Annotated in this window: 17 protein-coding genes; 8 read left to right on the forward strand and 9 right to left on the reverse strand. The window is 74.2% G+C overall.

The window, feature by feature from the left end; all coding sequences use genetic code 11:
* Positions 1-227 precede the first annotated feature (227 nt).
* From ACZ6Y1_RS22420 to ACZ6Y1_RS22435, 4 genes are all read left to right on the forward strand, one after another.
* Positions 228-1,079 (forward strand): alpha/beta fold hydrolase, encoded by an 852-nt coding sequence (locus ACZ6Y1_RS22420; protein ID WP_469632434.1) that lies wholly within the window; start codon positions 228-230, stop codon positions 1,077-1,079.
* 239 nt (positions 1,080-1,318) lie between these two features.
* Positions 1,319-2,887, forward strand: a complete 1,569-nt coding sequence (locus ACZ6Y1_RS22425) for an alkaline phosphatase D family protein (protein ID WP_469632437.1) — start codon at positions 1,319-1,321, stop codon at positions 2,885-2,887.
* 119 nt (positions 2,888-3,006) lie between these two features.
* Entirely contained in the window at positions 3,007-4,476 is a 1,470-nt protein-coding gene (locus tag ACZ6Y1_RS22430; RefSeq protein WP_469632440.1) for a GNAT family N-acetyltransferase, read from the forward strand.
* 219 nt (positions 4,477-4,695) lie between these two features.
* A complete protein-coding gene (locus tag ACZ6Y1_RS22435; protein ID WP_469632443.1) occupies positions 4,696-6,399 on the forward strand; it encodes a DUF885 domain-containing protein in 1,704 nt (567 codons plus the stop codon).
* A 90-nt stretch (positions 6,400-6,489) separates the two neighbouring features.
* On the opposite strand, the gene ACZ6Y1_RS22440 is transcribed toward ACZ6Y1_RS22435, so the two are convergent.
* On the reverse strand, positions 6,490-7,005 hold the full coding sequence (locus tag ACZ6Y1_RS22440) for a rhodanese-like domain-containing protein (RefSeq protein WP_469632445.1): 516 nt from the start codon (positions 7,003-7,005) through the stop codon (positions 6,490-6,492).
* 94 nt (positions 7,006-7,099) lie between these two features.
* Here ACZ6Y1_RS22440 and ACZ6Y1_RS22445 point away from each other — a divergent pair, with 94 nt between their 5' ends.
* Entirely contained in the window at positions 7,100-7,546 is a 447-nt protein-coding gene (locus ACZ6Y1_RS22445; protein ID WP_469632448.1) for an Lrp/AsnC family transcriptional regulator, read from the forward strand.
* A gap of 6 nt (positions 7,547-7,552) precedes the next feature.
* On the opposite strand, the gene ACZ6Y1_RS22450 is transcribed toward ACZ6Y1_RS22445, so the two are convergent.
* From ACZ6Y1_RS22450 to ACZ6Y1_RS22460, 3 genes are all read right to left on the reverse strand, one after another.
* A complete protein-coding gene (locus ACZ6Y1_RS22450; protein ID WP_469632451.1) occupies positions 7,553-10,564 on the reverse strand; it encodes an AAA family ATPase in 3,012 nt (1,003 codons plus the stop codon).
* On the reverse strand, positions 10,561-11,730 hold the full coding sequence (locus ACZ6Y1_RS22455) for an exonuclease SbcCD subunit D (protein WP_469632455.1): 1,170 nt from the start codon (positions 11,728-11,730) through the stop codon (positions 10,561-10,563). Before ACZ6Y1_RS22455 ends, ACZ6Y1_RS22450 begins: the two co-directional genes overlap by 4 nt.
* Positions 11,731-11,813: 83 nt before the next feature.
* Positions 11,814-12,440, reverse strand: a complete 627-nt coding sequence (locus ACZ6Y1_RS22460; RefSeq protein WP_469632458.1) for a YigZ family protein — start codon at positions 12,438-12,440, stop codon at positions 11,814-11,816.
* A 132-nt stretch (positions 12,441-12,572) separates the two neighbouring features.
* On the opposite strand from ACZ6Y1_RS22460, the gene ACZ6Y1_RS22465 reads away from it, so the two are divergent.
* On the forward strand, positions 12,573-12,977 hold the full coding sequence (locus ACZ6Y1_RS22465; RefSeq protein WP_469632462.1) for a CoA-binding protein: 405 nt from the start codon (positions 12,573-12,575) through the stop codon (positions 12,975-12,977).
* Positions 12,978-13,010: 33 nt separating this feature from the next.
* Here ACZ6Y1_RS22465 and ACZ6Y1_RS22470 read toward each other — a convergent pair whose 3' ends face one another.
* On the reverse strand, positions 13,011-13,643 hold the full coding sequence (locus tag ACZ6Y1_RS22470) for a helix-turn-helix domain-containing protein (RefSeq protein WP_469632465.1): 633 nt from the start codon (positions 13,641-13,643) through the stop codon (positions 13,011-13,013).
* Between the two features lie 105 nt (positions 13,644-13,748).
* Here ACZ6Y1_RS22470 and ACZ6Y1_RS22475 point away from each other — a divergent pair, with 105 nt between their 5' ends.
* Positions 13,749-14,615 (forward strand): EamA family transporter, encoded by an 867-nt coding sequence (locus tag ACZ6Y1_RS22475; RefSeq protein WP_469632468.1) that lies wholly within the window; start codon positions 13,749-13,751, stop codon positions 14,613-14,615.
* A 54-nt stretch (positions 14,616-14,669) separates the two neighbouring features.
* Here the strand turns inward: ACZ6Y1_RS22475 and ACZ6Y1_RS22480 are convergent, their stop codons facing one another.
* On the reverse strand, positions 14,670-15,416 hold the full coding sequence (locus tag ACZ6Y1_RS22480; RefSeq protein WP_469632472.1) for an acyltransferase: 747 nt from the start codon (positions 15,414-15,416) through the stop codon (positions 14,670-14,672).
* Between the two features lie 138 nt (positions 15,417-15,554).
* Here ACZ6Y1_RS22480 and ACZ6Y1_RS22485 point away from each other — a divergent pair, with 138 nt between their 5' ends.
* Entirely contained in the window at positions 15,555-16,100 is a 546-nt protein-coding gene (locus ACZ6Y1_RS22485) for a gamma carbonic anhydrase family protein (protein WP_469632474.1), read from the forward strand.
* A gap of 37 nt (positions 16,101-16,137) precedes the next feature.
* On the opposite strand, the gene ACZ6Y1_RS22490 is transcribed toward ACZ6Y1_RS22485, so the two are convergent.
* The 3 genes from ACZ6Y1_RS22490 to ACZ6Y1_RS22500 are packed head-to-tail and all read right to left on the reverse strand — an operon-like array spanning position 16,138 to position 19,735.
* Entirely contained in the window at positions 16,138-16,485 is a 348-nt protein-coding gene (locus ACZ6Y1_RS22490) for a hypothetical protein (protein WP_469632477.1), read from the reverse strand.
* 10 nt (positions 16,486-16,495) lie between these two features.
* A complete protein-coding gene (locus ACZ6Y1_RS22495) occupies positions 16,496-17,164 on the reverse strand; it encodes a DedA family protein (protein ID WP_469632480.1) in 669 nt (222 codons plus the stop codon).
* Positions 17,165-17,221: 57 nt separating this feature from the next.
* Positions 17,222-19,735: a beta-glucosidase gene (locus ACZ6Y1_RS22500; protein WP_469632482.1), complete on the reverse strand. Its 2,514-nt coding sequence runs from the start codon at positions 19,733-19,735 to the stop codon at positions 17,222-17,224.
* Between the last annotated feature and the right edge of the window lie 5 nt (positions 19,736-19,740).

Consider the following 19,740-nt stretch of genomic DNA (forward strand, 5'->3'; position numbering starts at 1 on the left):
GTTTATTAAAGGTTCCTGCACTATCCCTGCGACGATAGGACGGTGCACCCCCTTGGTCAAGACCAATGGTCCCCCCTGTACCGGGCAGGCCGGGCATGGGCACGCAGCCGTTCACAGGATGTTCTCGCGGGCGCCGAAGGCTTGTAGTCAAGGGCTACCGGACGGTAATGATGGCGGCAGGACTACTGACAGCCTGTCTCACACGCGTCCACCCGACGAGGAGCAGCATGACCGCCACGGTCTCCTTCACCATCGATTCGCCGCTCGGCCCCCGCACCGCCACCGTCGCCTACGAGCGCAAGGGCTCGGGCGAACCGCTCCTCCTGCTGCACGGGATCGGCCACCACCTCCAGGCCTGGCACCCCGTGACCGACGTCCTGGCCGCCGAGTACGACGTGATCTCCGTCGACCTGCCCGGCTTCGGCGCCTCCGAGCCCCTGCCCGAGGGCGTTCCGTACGACCTGGCCACCGTGCCCCCGGCGCTCGGGGCGCTCTGCGCGGCCCTCGGCGTCGAGCGCCCGCACGTCGCGGGCAACTCCCTCGGCGGCCTGCTCGCGCTCGAAATGGGCCGGACCGGCCTCGCCCGCTCGGTGACCGCCCTCTCCCCCGCCGGGTTCTGGACCGAGGGGGAACGCCGCTACGCCTTCGCCACCCTCCTCGCGATGCGCGCCGGGGCCAGGGCACTGCCCCGCCCCGCGCTCGAGCGCCTCTCGCGCGGCGCTGCGGGCCGGGTCGCGCTCACCGGCACCATCTACGCCCGCCCGGCCCGGCGTTCGCCCGAGGCGGTGGTGGCCGAGACCCTCGCCCTGCGCGGGGCCACCGGCTTCGAGGCGACTCTGTCGGCGGGCGGCTCCGTCCGCTTCACCGACGACGTCCCCGGCGTACCGGTCACGATCGCCTGGGGAACCCGCGACCGGCTGCTGCTGCGCCGCCAGGGCGTACGGGCCAAGCACACGATCCCCGGCGCGCGGCTGGTCAGCCTCCCGGGGTGCGGTCACGTGCCGATGAACGACGACCCGGCGCTCGTCTCCCGGGTGATCCTGGACACCGCCCGCGGCCGGACCCCCGTCGCGGCCTGACCACCGTCGCGGCCTGACCCCGATCACGACCCGACCGGCGGCACGGCATAGCGCGACGCGTCACGGGAAGGCACGGAACGCCGCAGGCCGGTGGCCGAAAAGGGATGAACGGGCCGCAGAGCCGAACGGCTGAGCGGCTGGCGGCTGTTCATCCCGGGTTCGCGTGGGCGACGCGGCCGGGCCGGGGTGCGACGGCACCCTGGTCCGACCCACCCCCGCCCGCCCCTGGAGACGCACCGATGGCACCGATGCCGCACACCCGACGGTCCCTGATCGGCGGTTCCCTCGCCCTGTCCTCCGCGCTGTTCGCCGTCCCGGCGCTCGCGGCTCCCGCCTTCGCCCGCTCCGGCCGGCCGAACGCGCTCTGGGGCGTGCAGTCGGGCGAGATCACCGCCCACTCGGCCACCGTGTGGACCCGCTCCGACCGCCCCGCGTGGATGTCCGTCGAGACCTCCCCCAGCGAAGCGTTCCGGTACGCCGTGCGCCGCCACCGCGGTCCGCTCCTCGGCCCCTCCTCCGACTTCACCGGAACCACCGTCCTGCGCGACCTGCCACCCGGCCAGCAGATCCACTACCGCGTGGTCCTGACCGACCCCGACGACCCGCGCCGCACCTGCGAACCCGTCCACGGCAGCTTCCGTACGACCCCCGTCTCCCGCCGCCACGACGTGCGCTTCCTGTGGTCCGGGGACCTGGCGGGCCAGGGCTGGGGCATCAACCCCGATCTCGGCGGCTATCGCGTCTTCGAGGAGATGCGCCTGCGCAACCCCGACTTCTTCCTCTTCAGCGGGGACACCATCTACGCGGACGGGCCGATCAAGGCCGGCGTGCCGCTCCGCGACGGCAGCACGTGGCGCAACGTCACCACCGAGGAGAAGTCGAAGGTCGCGGAGACCCTCGCCGAGTTCCGCGGGAACTTCCGCTACAACCTCCTCGACGGCAACCTGCGCGCCTTCAACGCCCAGGTACCCGTCCTCGCCCAGTGGGACGACCACGAGGTGCGCAACAACTGGTACCCCGGCCAGCTGATCGACGACCCCCGCTACACGGTGCGGGACGCCGACACCCTCGCCGCCCGCGCCCGCCAGGCCTTCGGCGAGTACTTCCCCGTCACGGACCTGCGCGGCGGCCGTGCCGAGGGCCGGATGTACCGCGTGATGCGGTACGGCCCGCTCCTCGACGTCTTCGTCCTCGACATGCGTACGTACCGGAACGCCAACTCCCCCGGCACCGCGACCGAGGACCCCATCGGGATCCTCGGTCCCGAGCAGCTGGCCTGGCTGCGGCGCGAGCTCACCCGCTCCCGGGCCACGTGGAAGGTCATCGCCTCCGACATGCCGCTCGGCATCGTCGTACCCGACGGCTCGGCCGACTTCGAGGCCGTGGCCCAGGGCGACCCCGGTGCCCCGCTGGGCCGCGAGCTCCAGATCGCCGAACTGCTGCGCCACATCAAGCACCAGCGCATCACCGGCACCGTCTGGCTCACCGCCGACGTGCACTACACCGCCGCCAACCACTACGTGCCGGAGCGGGCGGCCTTCGCCGACTTCGCGCCGTTCTGGGAGTTCGTCTCGGGCCCCATCGGGGCGGGCGGCTTCCCAGCCGGACGGCTCGACGCCACCTTCGGCCCGGAGACGGCCTTCGTCCAGTCGGCCCCGTTCGCCAACATGTCCCCCTCGGAGAACCCGCCGTACTACGGCGAGGTCGACATCGACGGCGACAGCGGGGAACTCACCGTCCGCCTGCGGCGCCAGGGGGGCGGCGTGCTCTTCACCAAGACGCTCCAGCCGGGGCGGGTGGGCCAGTAGGGTCGGCAGGTCCACGGAAATGCCCTGGAAAACTGGGTGAAATCGGCCAGATGGACACTTAACCAGTCGGTCACAGATCGTTCGTGATCACGCAACACCCCTGCGCCACAGTGGTGTGCATGACTGACCGTGATCTTGCCTCCGCCCAGCGTTCGCACCGCCACCACTGGCGCCGTGACGTCGTCGAGCTCGCCGCCCTGTTCTGCGCCGTCGCGGTCGCCGACGCCATCGCCAATCTCGTCGCGCACGGCCCCCGGGGCCCGGTCATGCTCGTGGCCTCTGCGGTCGCACTCCTCGTCACCGCGGCCTTCCACACCTGGTGGGCCCGGCGCCACAGCCATGCGCCGCCGCCGGACACCGGGCCGGCGGCGGCCCCGGGCACGGGCCCGCTCGCAGGCACGCGCAGCAGCACCGAAGCGGCCCCCGCCACCGACGCACCGACCGCCGCGCTCTGGCGGATGCGTACGACCGTACGGGACGAGCCCGGATCGCTGGCCGCCCTCTGCACCGCCCTCGCCCGCCACGGCGTGGACATCCTCACGCTCCAGACGCACCCGCTCCCCGAGGGCGGAACGGTCGACGAGTTCCTGCTGCGGGCGCCGCAGAAGCTGCCGTCCGCCGACCTCACCCGGGCCATCGCGCTGGCCGGCGGGCGCAGCACCTGGATCGAGCGCGCCGACGCCCACGACCTGGTCGACACCCCCACCCGGGTCCTGGGCCTGGCCACCCGCACCGCCCTCGACGCCGCCGAACTGCCCCTCGCACTGCGCCAGCTGCTCGGCCGCTGCACCATCCACTCGATCCCGGCGACCACCCTCTCCGGCCGCCCCAACGCGGCCGCCGACGCGCCGGTGGAGGGGGTTCTGGAAACCACCGTCATGCGGCTGCGCGACCCCTCGGGCGGCGCGATCACCGTGGAGCGCCCCTACCTCCCCTTCACACCGACCGAGTTCGCCCGCGCCCGCGCCCTCGTCGAGCTCGACGCCCGGCTCGGCCCCCGCGTCCCGCGCAGCCTGGACGTACTGACCCTGCCCGAGGGCAACGAGGTCACCGTGCGCCGCGCCGACGGCTCCGACCTGACCGCCGCCCGCGCGATGCACGACCGCTGCTCCGAGCGCACCCTGTCGCTGCGCTACCACGGGCCCGTCGCCGACGCCGACCGCTACCTCGGCCACCTGCTCAGCCCCCGGTTCGGCCGCACCCTGGCCGCCACCACCGCCTCTGGCAGGCTCGTGGCCCTCGGCCACCTCCTGTGGGACGGCGACGAGACCGAGGTGGCGCTCCTCATCGAGGACGACTGGCAGCGCCGGGGCATCGGCTCCGAGCTGCTGCGCCGGCTCGTCGCGATGGCCGTCGAGGCCGGGTGCGACAGCGTGTACGCGGTCACCCAGGCCTCCAACACCGGCATGGTCGCCGCCATGCGCGGGCTCGGCCTCCCCCTCGACTACCAGATCGAGGAGGGCACCCTGGTGATCACTGCCCGGCTGGACGCGACCCCCGTCACCTCGCGCCTGCCGTACGACGTCACGCACGAGGGCGCGCGCGAGCTCCCCCGACGCGAACCGCAGCCCCCGCGCGACCAGCGCTGACCCCACCCGGTACGACCGGCGACAACCGGCCACAACCGGGGCCCACGGAACGCCCCTTTCGCCCCGACCCGCACCCCGGCCCGCAGGTGACGCGGCAGCCGATCCGCCGCCTGCCCGGGCAGCGTGCGGGTCGGCGGCATTTTCCGAAAGCTGCCCAGGTCAGCAGACTGGCGGCATACGGTGATGACGTAGGCCCGTCTCACGTACGAAGATGGCCGCATGTCAGAGATCTCCAACAACGGCAGCACTCCGAAGCTGCCCCGCCAGGTGGCCGACGCGTACGTCGACGACCTCATCGCCCTCGATCCGATCACGGGCACCTATCTCGGTGTCGCCGCGAGCTCCGGCAAACTCCCGGACTTCTCCCCGGCCGGCCGCGCTGCCGTCGCCGAACTGGCCCGCGCCACCCTCGCCCGGCTCGACGCCGCGGAGGCCCTGCCCGGCGCCGACAGCGACGCCGAGCGCCGCTGCGGCCGGCTGCTGCGCGAGCGCCTGACCGCCGAACTCGCGGTCCACGCCGCCGACGAGGACCTGTGCGCGGTCAGCAACATCCACAGCCCCGCGCACGCCGTCCGCGAGGTGTTCACCCTGACCCCGTCCGACACCGACGAGGAATGGGCGGCCATCGCCGAGCGGCTGCGCGCGGTGCCCTCCTCCCTCGCCGGCTACCGCGAGAGCCTGGCCCTGGGCCTGGAGCGCGGCCTGTACGGCGGCCCCCGCGCCACCACCACCATGATCGGCCAGCTCTCCACCTGGGCCGGCCAGGACGGCGACGAGCTCGCCTTCTTCGAGGACTTCGCCTCGGGCGGCCCCGAGTCGCTGCGCGGCGAACTGGACGCGGCGGCCTCCGCCGCGACGGCCGCGCTCGTCGAGCTCCGCGACTGGATGCGTGACGTGTACGCCCCCGCCGTCGAGGGCAGGCCGGACACGGTGGGGCGCGAGCGGTACGCCCGCTGGTCGCGCTACTTCAACGGCACGGACCTGGACCTGGACGAGGCGTACGCCTACGGCTGGTCCGAGTACCACCGCCTGCTCGCCGAGATGAAGGCCGAGGCGGCCAAGATCCTCCCGGGCGCGGGCCCCTGGGAGGCGCTGAAGCACCTGGACGAGCACGGCACCCACATCGAGGGCGTCGACGAGGTCCAGGCCTGGCTCCAGGGGCTCATGGACGAGGCCATCGCGAACCTCGACGGCACCCACTTCGAACTCGCCGAGCGGGTCAAGCGGGTCGAGTCGAAGATCGCCCCTCCGGGCGGCGCGGCGGCCCCGTACTACACGAACCCGTCGGAGGACTTCTCCCGTCCGGGCCGCACCTGGCTGCCCACGATGGGCCAGACCCGCTTCCCGGTCTACGACCTGGTGTCCACCTGGTACCACGAGGGCGTCCCCGGTCACCACCTGCAGCTCGCGCAGTGGACGCACGTAGCGGACCAGCTGTCGCGCTACCAGGCCAGCGTCGGTCTGGTCAGCGCCAACGCCGAGGGCTGGGCGCTGTACGCGGAGCGCCTGATGGACGAGCTGGGCTACCTCAAGGACCCCGAGCAGCGCCTGGGTTACCTGGACTGCCAGATGATGCGCGCGGCGCGGGTCATCGTGGACATCGGCATGCACCTGGGCCTGGAGATCCCGGCGGACTCCCCGTTCCACCCGGGCGAGCGGTGGACGGTGGACCTGGCGCAGGAGTTCTTCGGCCTGCACAGCGGCCGGCCGGGCGACTTCGTGGAGAGCGAGGTGACCCGCTACCTGTCGATGCCGGGGCAGGCGATCGGCTACAAGCTCGGCGAACGTGCCTGGCTGCTGGGCCGCGAGAACGCGCGGGCCGCGCGCGGCGAGTCCTTCGACCTGAAGGCCTGGCACATGGCGGCGCTGTCGCAGGGTTCGCTGGGTCTGGACGACCTGGTGGACGAGCTGTCCAAGCTCTGAGCCCGTCGGGGACAGGGACGGGCCGCTCATCTCCCCGTGGGGTGGGCGGCCCGTCCGCGTGCGCCGGACCCGGCCCGTAAGGTGCTCACGTCAGCAGCCGCAGTCGTCCGAGTCGGTGGGCGCGGTGAGCGGGTCGGCCTCCGCGCGCTGCTGGTTGCCCTGCCAGGTCTCGACCTCGAAGCCCTCGCGGATCCAGTACTCGATTCCGCCCAGCATCTCCTTGACCTGGAAGCCGAGTTCGGCCAGGGCCAGGGCGGAGCGGGTGCCGCCGTTGCAGCCGGGGCCCCAGCAGTACGTCACCACGGGCACGTTCTTGTCCAGGAGCCGCTCGGCCTGCTCGGGGATGAGGGCGGTGGGCAGGTGGATCGCGCCGGGCACGTGGGCCTGGTCCCAGGACGGGGTGGAGCGGGAGTCGATCAGCTGGAAGCCGAGCTCGGCGCCCTGCTCGCGGTGGGCCTTGAAGGCGGCGGCGACGTCCGAGACGTCCGCGTGGAAGGCCAGGCTCGCGGCGAAGTACGCGGCGGCCGCGGCCGGGGAGGCCGGGGGCACCCGGAGAACGGGGTTGGCGGTGGCGGCGGGGGAAGGGGTGTTCTGCGTCGTCGTCATGCCAAGGAATCTACGAGTTGTTGATCAACTCCGGAAGTGATTTTCCCCGGCCTTCGGCTTGAACGGCCGGGGAATCCCCTGCTAGATCTACGACATGACCGACTATTCCCCTGACGCCACCGACTGGCGGATCCTCGAAGCGCTCCAGCGGGACGGCCGCGCCAGCTTCACCGAGCTGGCCCGCTCCGTATCCATGTCCGCGAGCGCCGTCACCGAGCGGGTCCGCCGCCTGGAGGAGGCCGGTGTCATCACCGGCTACACGGCGGTGGTGGATCCGGAGAAGCTCGGCAAGGCGATCCTGGCGCTGGTGCGGCTGCGCTATCCGCACGGCAACTACAAGCCGTTCCACGACTTCCTGGAGGCCACCCCGGAGATCCTTGAGGCCCACCACGTCACGGGCGACGACTGCTTCGTGCTGAAGGTCGCGGCGCGCTCGATGGCGCACCTGGAGGAGGTCACGGGCCGGATCGCCGGCCTCGGCCCGGTGACGACGAGCATCGTGTACTCCTCCCCGCTCCCGAGGCGCCCGCTCAGTCCGTGAACACGCTCAGTCCGTGAGCGCCGCCGTGCGGTGGCGCACCACGGAGCCGCCGCGCTGCTTGACGACCTCCAGCTGGGCCTGGACCCGGGTGCGCAGGTCGGCCACGTGGCTGACGATGCCGACGCTGCGGTCCCGCTCGCGCAGTGAGTCCAGTACGTCGAGCACCTCGTCCAGCGCCTGTTCGTCGAGGCTGCCGAACCCCTCGTCGATGAAGAGGGTGTCGAGGCGCATCCCGCCCGCCTCGTCGGTGACCACGTCGGCGAGGCCCAGTGCGAGGGCGAGCGAGGCGAAGAAGGTCTCGCCGCCCGACAGCGTGGCCGTGTCCCGCTCGCTGCCGGTCCAGGCGTCGATGACGTGCAGGCCGAGCCCGGAACGCCCCCGTCCGCCGGCCCGCGCGTCGGAGTGCACGAGGGTGTAGCGGCCGCCGGACATGCGCAGCAGCCGTACCGTCGCGGCGGCGGCGACCTGCTCCAGGCGGGCGGCCAGCACATAGGCCTCCAGCCGCATCTTGCGTTCGTTGTCGGCGGAGGTGCCCGCGGTGAGTCCGGCCAGCCGGGCCACCCGGTCGTAGGCCTCGCGCAGCGGGCCCAGGGCGCGCAGTTCGTGCTCCACCTGCCGGGAGAGCCGGTCGAGCTCCTCGCACCGGACCCGGGCGGCGTCGAACGCGGAGGCCGCCGTACGGAGTTTCGCCGCGGCCCGCGCCGCGTAGCCCTCGGCCTCCTCCGGTGCGGCCGGTGGCAGCGCCGCGGCCGCGGCGGTGTCGTCCTCGGCGAGGCGCTCCGCGAGCATGGCCTCCTCCGCCTGCCAGGCGTCCAGCCGGTGCTGGAGCGCGGTGCGTTCGTAGTCGGGCAGGACCGCGGCGGCCGCGTCCTCGACGGTGTCGAAGCCGGCCTTGAAGGCGGCGTCGGCGAGCTGGTCGTCGGCCTCCTTCAGCCGGGCGGCGGTGGTCTCGGCCCGGCGCAGGGCGGCGGCGGCCCCGGAGACGATTCGGACCCGGTCCTCCAGCAGGCGGGTGCGGGCGGCGACCGTGGGCAGCCCGTCCCTCACCCGTGCGAGCTCCGCCTCCAGCGCGGCCTGCTCCCGGTCGAGCGCCTCGCGGCGCGAGGCCCTGGCGGCGGCGCGGCGTTCGGCGTCGAGCCGGTCGGCGCTGCGCGCGGCGTGCTCCCGTTCGGCGCGGGCCAGGCGCTCGCGGGCGGTGTGCAGTCCGGCGGCCGAGGCGTGGGCGGCGGCGTGCCGGGCGCTCAGGTCGGCGGTCAGCTCCAGGAGTTCGGCCGTGGTGGCGTCCCCGGCGGCGGCCGCGGCCTCTTCGCGGGCCTGCCGGGTGGCGGCGAGGCGGCGTTCGGCGGCGGCGCGGGCCTGCTCGGCCCGCTCGAAGACGGCGTGTGCTGCGTCCTCCGCGGCACGGTCCACATGGCCGGGGGCGGGGCGCGCGGGTGCGGGGTGCTCGGCGCAGCCGCACACCGCGCAGGCCTCGCCCGCCACCAGTGCCTCGGCGAGTTCGGCGGCGATCCCGCGCAGCCGGGCCTCCTTCAGCTCCAGCCAGCGTTCCCTGGCGGCGGCGGACTCCTCGCGCAGGGTGAGCAGTTCGCGCTCGGTGCGCTCGGCGTCGGCGGCCAGCTCGTCGCGTCGGCGGGCGAAGTTCAGCTGCATGCGGGCGGGTTCCAGCCTGCCCGCGAGCTGTTCGGCGAGGGTCGCGGCCTGCTGGGCCGCTTCCGCCCGCTCCTGCAGCCCGGCCCGGGTGGCGTCCCAGCGTTCGAGCCACTGGGCCGACTCCAGGTGGGCCTCCTCGGCGGCCCGGGACTCCCGTTCCAGGTCGGCCCGTTCGCGGCCGATCTCGGCGCTGCGCTGCTCGTCCCTGCGGGCCGCTCCCAGTGCGCCCAGTTCGCTGCGCAGGTCCTGCTCGATCCCGGCCAGTTGCTCGGTGCCCGCCTCCCTGAACATCGGGGGGAGTTCGGACCGGGCGGCCGTCTCCGCGTGGGCGGCGGCGAGGTGCGCGGCGCAGGCCGCTCCGCGCAGTTCGAGCGCGGGGGCGACCAGGGCGCCGCGCCGGGCCCGGTCCAGGAGGCCGCGCACCCGCTCCCGCTCGGGCCCCGCCTCGGCGAGGAGGGCGGCCCGGCGGGCGGTCTCCGCGTGGCGGCGCTGCAGGCGGTCGAGTTCCCGGGCTTCCTCGGCGGCCCGCCGGGCGGCGGCGTGCCGGCCCTCGACCGCGGCCAGGGCGTACTCGGCCACGGTGCGGCGCTCGCGGGCGGCGCACCGGGCGACGGCCGCCCACGCGCGGACGGCCTCGGCGAGCCCCGGGTCGCCGGGCTGGTGCCCGGGCATGGGCCAGGCCCGCAGGTCCGCGCTGTCCCCGGCGGCCTGGGCGAGCCGCTGGGCGGTGTGCAGCACCTTCTCGTCGCCGGCCCGGACCTCGGCCTCGGCGGCCCGGCGGCGGTCGGCGAGCAGGGTCTCGACGGCCGCGAAGCGGCGGGTGTCGAAGAGCCGGCCGAGCAGCCGGCCGCGCGCGGCCTCGTCGGCGCGCAGGAACTTGGCGAACTCCCCCTGCGGCAGCAGCACCACCTGGCAGAACTGCTCGCGGCTCATGCCGAGGAGCTGCTCGATCTCCTCGCCGATCTCCTGGTGCGAACGGCTCAGCGCCACCCAGCCCTCACCGGTGCGCTCACGCAGCCGGCTCTGCGCCTTGTCCTTGGTCGTGCCCGTGCCGCGCTTCTTGGGCCGGTCCTGCTCGGGGCGGCGGGTGATCTCCAGGCGCCGTCCGCCCGCGGTGAGTTCGAGGGTGACCTCGGTCGGGGTGTCGGCGGCGGCGTGGTCGCTGCGCAGGCTGGTGCCGGGGGCCTGGCGGGGGCCGGGCACGGATCCGTAGAGCGCGTAGCAGACGGCGTCGAGGACGGAGGTCTTGCCGGCGCCGGTGGGCCCGTGCAGCAGGAAGATCCCGGCGCCCGACAGGGCGTCGAAGTCGATCTCCTGGGGCTCGGCGAAGGGCCCGAAGGCGGTGACCGCCAGCCGGTGCAGCCTCATCGGTGGATCTCCTGGCGGCTGTCGTCGGTCCGTACGTCGTCGAAGGCGCTGCGCAGCACGGCCCGTTCGGCCTCGTCCGCGGCTCCGCCGCCGCGCACGTGGGCCACGAAGTCCTCGGCGATCTCCTGGTCGCTGCGGCCGCGCAGCCGCTGGGCGTAGGACGTGCCGGTCTCCGCCTCCCGGCCCTCGGGGTCGAAGGCGAGGCTCAGGGTGTGCGGGAAGCGGGCGGCGAGCCGCGCCATGGGGTCGTCGGGCCGGACCGCGTCGGTGAGGGTCGCCTCGACCCAGGCGTCCTCGTGCACCGTGTGCGCCGGGTCCGTCAGCAGGGTCTCCAGCGGCCCGCGCAGCCGGGCGAGGGCGCGCGGCACGGGGGTGTCGATCCGCTCGGCGCGGACGATCTCCCCTTCCGCGCCCAGCTCCACGAGCCACATGGTCTTGCGGTGGTCGGCCTCCGAGAACGAGTAGGCGAGCGGGGAGCCGGAGTAGCGGACCCGTTCGCCGATCGTCTGGCAGCCGTGGAGGTGGCCGAGGGCCGCGTAGTCCACCCCGTCGAAGACGGAGGCGGGCACGGCCTCCACACCGCCCACGGAGATGTCGCGCTCGCTGTCGCTGGCCCGGCCGCCGGTGACGAAGGCGTGGGCGAGCACCACGGACCGGGTCCCGGCCGGTCTGGTGGCCAGATCGGCCCGGATCCGGTCCATGGCCGCGCCCAGCACGGCCTCGTGGCTGACCTTCTGCGCCGCGAACTCGTCCTTGACCAGGGCGGGTTCCAGGTACGGCAGCCCGTAGAAGGCCACGTCGCCGTGTACGTCGGCCAGCACCACGGGGTCGGCGCAGCCGGCCGGGTCGGTCCTGAGGTGGATCCCGGCCCGGTCGATCAGCCCTGCCCCGACCCCGAGGCGGCGGGCGGAATCGTGGTTCCCGGAGATCATCACGGTGGGCACGCCGAGCCCGGCGAGCCGGTGCAGGGCCCGGTCGTACAGTTCGACGGCCGGCAGCGGGGGCACGGCACGGTCGTAGATGTCACCGGCGACGAGGACGGCGTCGACCTCGTGCTCGCGGACGGTCTCCACGAGGTGGTCGAGGAAGGCCGCCTGGGCGCCGAGCAGGTTCACGCGGTGGAAGGACCGGCCGAGGTGCCAGTCCGAGGTGTGGAGGAACTTCACTCGCCGGTCCCGCCCCGCATGCCGTGTCCCCCTGATCGTCTTCCGCTCGCCTGGCCCTCTACGCTAACCCGTCCCGGGGGCCCTCAGGGCGCGTACGTCTCACCGCCGAGCGTGAGGGTGGCGCTGCCCGCCGTGCTGTCGGCGAGCCAGGCCTCGAAGCCGGGCAGGTCCGCCTCCGGCAGGGCCACCTCTATCTCCACGTCGGCCCCGTAGCGCAGGTCCACGACGGTGCGGCCGGTGGAGCGCAGGTCGTTCTGGGTCTTCCCGGCCCGCTGGTGGTCCACGGTCACGGTGGCCAGCCGGTACCGGCGCCGGGTGACGGTCCCGAGCGCGTCGAGGGCCTCGCCGACGACACCGCCGTACGCCCTGATCAGACCGCCGGCGCCGAGCTTGACGCCGCCGTAGTAGCGGGTGACCACGGCGACGGCGTAGCGGATGTCCCGGCGCATGAGCATCTGCAGCATCGGCACCCCGGCGGTGCCGCCGGGCTCGCCGTCGTCGCTGGCCTTCTGCACGGCGGCGTCGGCGCCGATCACGTAGGCGAAGCAGTTGTGCGAGGCGGTGGGGTGCTCCTTGCGGATGCGCGCGACGAAGTCCTGGGCCTCCTGCTCGGTCACGGCGGGGGCGAGCGAGCACAGGAAGCGCGAGCGGTTGATCTCGGACTCGTGCAGGCCCTCCCGGGCCACCGTCACATACTGGTCTGCCTTCACTTCTCCACCCTAAGCCGTGGTGGAGAGCGGTCCGGCCGGACGGGAGCCGGGGCCGGCGGGGAAGACGGCGTGCGGTTTTTCCGTTGAGGAGTCGGAGTACGAAGACGATCGGACCAGCAGGAGGCGGCACACGTGTACGGCGACCCGGCAACCATCCGCAAGATCCTCACCGAGCTCGGTGACACCTGGGCGGTGGTGGGCCTGTCCAACAACCAGGACCGGGCCGCCTACGGGGTGGCCCGCGTGCTGAAGCAGTTCGGCAAGCGGGTGGTCCCCGTGCACCCGAAGGCCGAGACGGTCCACGGGGAGCCCGGGTACGCGTCCCTGGAGGAGATCCCGTTCAAGGTGGACGTGGTGGACGTCTTCGTGAACAGCGCGCTGGCCGGGGCGGTCGCCGACTCCGCGGTCGCCGCCGGTGCGGAGGCCGTCTGGTTCCAGCTGAACGTGGTCGACGAGGCGGCGTTCGCCCGCACGCGCGGGGCGGGCCTGGACATGGTCATGGACCGCTGCCCGGCGATCGAGATCCCGGCGCTCTAGCCGCGGGCCTGCCCACGCGACCGCCCCCGCGCCTCAGCTCTGCGGCTCGGCCGTCCGGGCGGGCGCGGTCGCGTGGGTGGCTGCCGGTACCGGCGCCGCCACCGGGGGGACCGCTACGGCGAGGGTCATCTCCATCGGCACGGTGCCGTCGTTGCGGTAGGCGTGCGGGAGGCCGGCCTCGAAGGCGGCCGCGGCCCCGGCGGGTACGCGGAACTCCTCCTCGCCGACCACCAGCGTCAGGTCCCCCGCGGTGACGTGCAGCATCTCGATGGTGCCGGAGGGGTGCGGGACCGATTCCGTCCCCTCGCCGGGCACGAGGTGCCAGGTCCACAGCTCCATCGGCCCGCGTTCGTCGGTCCCGATCAGCATCGTCGTCGAGCTGCCCGCCTCGCTGGACCAGATCCGCACCGTCTGGCCCGGCTCCACGATCCGCACCTGCGGACCCCTGTCGTGGTCGAGCAGCGCGGAGATGCTGACCCCGAGCGCGTCGGCGAGTTTCACCGTCGTGCCGACGCTCGGGTTCGTCCGGGCCTGCTCGATCTGGATGATCATCCCCCGGCTGACTCCCGAGCGGGCGGCCAGCGAGTCCAGGGTGAATCCGCGCTCACCGCGCCAGCGCTTGAGGTTCCGTGCGAGTGCCTGGGTGAGCTCTTCGAGATCCGACACATTCCGTCCAATATTTTGGATGACACAGTCCAGCAGAATGAACTACCGTGCGGAGTGTTCGATGCTGCACCCCACCGTTCATCACACTGTACTGCGAGGCCCGTCATGACCGCCCTCTTCGCCCTGGCCACAGCCGTGCTGTGGGGCCTGGCCGACTTCGGCGGCGGGCTGCTGACCCGCCGGCTGCCCGCGCTCACGGTGGTCGTGGTCTCGCAGATCGCGGCTGTGGCCGTGCTCGGCGCCGTGGTCCTCGGCACGGGTGCCTGGCGGGAGGCGGGCCCTCAGCTGTGGTTCGCCGTCGGCGCGGGTCTCGTCGGGCCCGTGGCCATGCTCAGCTTCTACAAGGCGCTGGCCCTCGGCCCCATGGGCGTGGTTTCCCCGCTCGGCTCCCTCGGCGTGGTCGTGCCGGTCGCCGCGGGGCTGCTGCTGGGCGAACGGCCCGGCCCCGGCCAGTTCGCGGGGATCGCGGTGGCCGTCGTCGGCATCGTCCTCGCGGGCGGGCCCGAACTGCGCGGCGCCCCCGTCCAGCGGCAGGCCGTGGTCCTCACCCTGGTCGCGGCCTTCGGGTTCGGCGCGGTGATGGCCCTGATCGCCCAGGCCTCCACCACCGTGACCGGGCTGTTCCTCGCCCTGTTCGTGCAGCGCGTCACCAACGTCGCCGTCGGCGGCGCCGCCCTGTGGGCTCAGACCCGGCGCGGCGCCCCGGCCCTGCCGGAGGGCACCGGCCCGCGGATCCTGTGGGGACTGCTGCCCGCGCTCGCCTTCGTCGGCCTCGCGGACGTCGCGGCGAACGGCACCTACTCCGTGGCCGCCCAGCACGGCCCCGTCACGGTCGCCGCGGTGCTGTCCTCGCTCTACCCCGTAGTCACGGCGCTCGCCGCCTTCGCCGTACTCAAGGAACGGCTGCGCAGCGTACAGGCGGCCGGCGCCGGGCTCGCCCTCGCCGGGACGGTTCTCCTCGCGGCGGGCTGAGACGGCCCGGCCTGGGGGTGTTGCGAAAGTCCCGCACGGCGCCCACGGCGCCCCCTAGCTCTGCTCGGCCTCCGCCAGCTGCGCCAGCCCGCGCAGCTGTTCGGGTGTCATCCCGTCCGGGATCGGCACCGGGGCCGGCGTGCGCAGCGGCGGCTGCCAGCCGGTCTCGGGCCGCCACCTGCGTACGATGCGCGCGGGCGCCCCCGCCACCACGGCGTGGTCGGGCACCTCGCCCCGTACGACGGCTCCCGCGGCCACCACGACGTTGCGGCCGAGCCGGGCGCCCGGAAGGATCACCGCGCCCGTGCCGAGCCAGCACCCCGGTCCTATCTCCACCGGGGCGTTGCGGGGCCACTGCCTGCCCACGGGCTCGTGCGGATCGTCGTAACTGTGGTTCGTGGACGTGATGTAGACGCCGGGGCCGCAGAACGTGTTGGCCTCGATGGTGATCCGGGCGTCGGCGATGACATGGCTGCCCCGGCCGATGACGACCCCGTCGCCGAGCACGAGCATCGGCTCGGTGCCCAGGTCGAGGTCGGGCATCATGCCCGCGGTGAGGGTGACCTGTTCGCCGATGATGCAGTGCTCCCCGAGGCGGATCCACTGCTCGCCGAAGACCGTGCCCTGGGGGAAGGCGAGCCGGGTGCCGTGCCCGATCGCGCCGAACCTCAGGCGCCCCGGGGTCTGCGCGGTGACCGCTCCGGCCTGCTGCATCCAGCGCCAGCCGGCGTGGACCGCGCGGTTCGCCAGCCGGCGGCGCAGGGCCGTCAGGGATGAGAACGTGTTCTGGTTCTTCGGCACCCGGCCACGGTAGTGCGCCGGGCGCCGGTCGTCCGGGCCGCGATCCTGTGATCTTCACCCCATCGCGGGCGGGGGGACCCGCGTGCCCTACGGTGCTGTGAGCGCGGCAGCGGCATCCGGAGAACGAAGGAAGAGAACATGACGCACCAGGGGCCCCAAGCACTCGTTGCGGGCGTCGGCGGCAAGACCCCCGACATCGACGCGACGGCCTTCGCCGCGCCCACCTCGGTCGTGGTCGGCGAGGTCACCCTCGGCGCGGGCGCGAGCATCTGGTACTCGGCGGTGCTGCGCGCCGACTGCGGCCCGATCGCCCTCGGCGCCGACAGCAACGTGCAGGACAACTGCACGATCCACGTGGACCCGGGCTTCCCCGTCTCCATCGGCGAGCGCGTCTCCATCGGGCACAACGCGGTCGTGCACGGCTGCACCGTCGAGGACGACTGCCTGATCGGCATGGGCGCGACCGTCCTGAACGGCGCGGTGATCGGAGCGGGTTCCCTGGTCGCCGCGCAGGCGCTGGTACCGCAGGGGATGGTGGTCCCGCCCGGTTCGCTGGTCGCGGGCGTTCCGGCCAAGGTGCGCCGCGAGCTGTCCGAGGAGGAGCGCGAGCACATCCGGATCAACGCGCAGATGTACGTGGAACTCGCCAAGCAGCATCGCGCCGCGGTGACCCCGGAGGGCTAGGAGGCCGGTCGTCCGCCTGGCGCGGCCCGGAGTGCGGTCATGATCCGGTCGTCCCCCGGGGAGCGGCGGGCGGGGCCCCGGCGCGGCATCCGGCGGCCCGCCCCGCCGCCGCCTCCCTCACGGCGCGCTGGGTGACGGCGGCGCCGCGCGCGATCAGCCGCTCCACCACGCCCGGGTGGCCGAAGCGGGCCGCCCACGCGAGCGCGGTGCGCTTCCGCATCCACTCCTCCGGGTCGGCGCCCCGGGCCGGCGGCGGCTCCGCGGTCGCCGACGAGCCGCCCTCCCCCGACGTGGCGGCCGGGACCGGCGGGGCCGCCCGGCCGAGCCCGTTCGCCAGGGGGTTGTACTGCTCCGGCCGGTGCGCGGCCGACCGCTTCCCCGCCACCGGGTGCGGCTCAGTCGTTGGCCGGCACCCGTGCCCCGGACTGGGCGGGGACCGCGGCCTCGGCCGCGGCCGCCGCGGCGGCCTTCTTCATCCGGGCGCGCACCACCAGGGTCACCACCAGCCCGAACAGCACGGCCGCCGCGAGCGCCGCCCAGGAGAACCGCTTCAGCCACGGCTCGGCGACGATCCCGACCGAGTAGATGACGGCCGTGGTCCCGCCGGCCCAGAGGATCCCGCCGAGGATGTTCGCGATCAGGAACCGCCAGTACGGCATGTGCAGCACGCCCGCAAGCGGCCCGGCGAAGATGCGCAGCAGTGCCACGAACCGCCCGAAGAAGACGGCCCACATGCCCCACTTCTCGAAGGAGCGTTCCGCCACGGCCACGTGCTCGGGCCCGAAGTGCTTGGGGAAGCGCCGGCCCAGCCTCTCCAGCAGCGGCTTGCCCCCGCGGCGTCCGATCGCGTAGCCGATCGAGTCGCCGACGATCGCTCCGGTGGTCGCGGAGAGGCCCAGCACCACGGGGTCGATCTCGCCGTGCTGGGAGGCCAGCAGCGCCGAGCTGACCAGGATGATCTCTCCGGGCAGCGGGATGCCGAGGCTCTCCAGCCCGATGACCAGACCCACCAGGAGGTAGATGCTGACCGCCGGAATCGTCTCCAGCCATTCCTGGATGTGCACCGGTGCGTCCTCCCGTGTCGTCCCGGCGCGCCCCCTGTGACCCGCCGAACGGGCAGCCTATCGGCTCCTCACCACAGCCTTCGCCCTCAGTGGCAGTTCACGGGAGGAACGGCCCGCGAACACCTCACGACGGCCGGAACCGGGCACCCAGGCCCGCCGCTCCGGATCCCAGGACGACAGGGTCCGGGCGTCCACGTCGACGGTGACCCGCTGCTCGGCTCCCGGCGCGAGCGTGAGCCGCCGGTACCCGGCCAGCACGCGCACCGGCTGGTCGAGCTTCACGTCCGGGGAGGGGCCGACGTACACCTGGGCCACCTCGGTGCCCTTGCGGCGGCCGGTGTTGCGGACGGTGAACTCCACGCGCAGGCCGCCCCGCTCCGGGCGGACGGCCAGCTTCTCGTAGTGCCAGGTGGTGTACGAGAGCCCGTGCCCGAAGGGGAACAGCGGGGCCACGTGCTGCGCGTCGTACCAGCGGTGGCCGACGTGGACGCCCTCGGTGTACTCCTGCCGGCCGCCGACCCCCGGGTAGCGCACCGGGTCCCCGCCGACCGGGGTGGCCCGCTCGTCGGCCGGGAAGGTCTGGGTGAGCCTGCCGCCCGGGTCCACGTCCCCGAAGAGGACGTCGGCGGTGGCGGCGGCGCCCTCCTGGCCCGGGTAGTACATCTGGAGAACGGCCCCGGTCCGCGCGAGCCACGGCATGGTCGTGCTGGAGGAGGTGTTGAGCACGACGGCGGTGCGCGGGTTCGCGGCGGCGACGGCTTCGATCAGGGCGTCCTGGCCGCCCGGAAGCGCCAGGGAGGTGCGGTCGCTGCCTTCGGTGGCGTCCTCGTAGGCGAACAGGACCACGCTGCGGGCCGCCTTCGCCGCCCGGACCGCCTCGGCGACGTCGGCGGCCCGGGTCGCCTTGGTGGTGTGCCTGAGCCGGAAGCGCTGGCCCTTGGGGCCGCCGGGCGCGGTGACGGCGAGCCGGTGGGTGCCCGCCCTGAGGGCGAGGGTGCGGCGGCGCACGTGCATCCCGTCGGGCGCGGTGCCGAGCAGTCCGCCCGCGAACAGCTCGGCGGCGCCCTGGCGTACCGGAAACAGCTCCTCCCCGTCGAGGCGTACGCCGGGCCGCTGTCCGGTGTAGTGGAGGAGCAGGGTCCACTCGTCGTCCTCGGCGAGCCGGAACACGCCCTCGTGGCTCCAGCTCTTCCCGGCCTCCACGCTGCGGTCGTCCAGGTCGGCGGCCGGGGTGAGCAGTTTCGGCGGGAGCGCACGCCCGTACAGGTCCTCGCCGAGGGCGTAGCGGACGGTGGAACCGCTGCCCGCCCGCTGCCTGATGGCGGCGAGCGGGGAGGCGGCCCGGTCGGGGACCACGTGCGAGCTGCCGCCACCGCCGACGAAGGGGACCTGGCCGGTGGGGCCGATCACCGCGACGGAGCGGGCGTCGGCTCCGGTCAGCGGCAGGGTGCCGGGTTCGTTGCGCAGCAGCACCGCGCCGGCGGTCGCCACCTTGCGCGCGAGCCGGGCCCCGGCGGCGGCGTCGCGGGCCGGCCGGGCCGCGGGGCGGCCGGCGAGCAGCCCGAAGCGGTCCATGGTGGTCAGGATCCGGTGCACGGCGAGGTCCACGAAGGCCTCCGGCACGGTGCCGCCGCGTACGGCCTGCCGCAGGGGGCCGCCGAAGTGCGTCCCGCCGGGCATCTCCATGTCGAGACCGGCGGCGATGGCGGCGACGGTGCTGTGGGTGGCGTCCCGGCCGGACATCACCCAGCCGTCGAACCCCCAGGTGTCGCGCAGCAGTTCGTCGAGCAGCGGCTTGCTCTCACCGGCGTGGACCCCGTTGACCTTGTTGTACGCGGCCATCACGGCGCCCGCGCCGGCGGCCACGGCGGCCTCGAAGCCGCGCAGTTCGGTCTCGTGCAGGGTCCGGTCGGCGGCGACCATGTCCACGGTGTCGCGGCCGCGCTCCTGGTTGCCCAGGGCGAAGTGCTTGACGGTGGCGATGAGTCCTTCGTCCTGGATCCCGCGGACCAGCTCGCCGACCAGGTCGGCGGTCAGCCGGGGGTCCTCGGCGAGGGTCTCGAAGTTCCGGCCGGCGTACGGGGTGCGGATGAGGTTGACCATGGGCGCGAGCAGGACGTCCTGGCCGAGGGCCCGGCCCTCGCGTCCGAGGACCCTGCCGTACTCGCGGGCCAGCGCCGGGTCGAAGGCGGAGGCCAGCATCACCGGCGCGGGCAGGGCGGTGGCGGGCTTGGCGACCCGTACGCCGGCGGGCCCGTCGGCGAGGCGCAGCGCGGGGACGCGCAGGCGCGGTACGCCGGGAACGTAGCCGGCCTGGCCCAGCGGGGCGGGGTCCGGGGCGCCGTGCAGGAGGGCGGTCTTCTCGTCGAGGGTGAGCTGCTCCAGCAGGGCGTCGACCCTGGCGGCGGCCTTTCCCGGGGCGGCGGGGGCGGGTGGGGGCGAGGCCTTGCGCGGGGCCGCGCCCGGGGGCACGGTGGCCGCGCAGCCGCCCGCTCCGGCCACGGCGCCGACCACCGCGCCCGCCGCTCCGAGCAGCCGCATCGCCGTACGTCTGGACACGGCCTCGCTCATGGGCG

This window comes from Streptomyces sp. NPDC053432 (genome assembly GCF_055585365.1).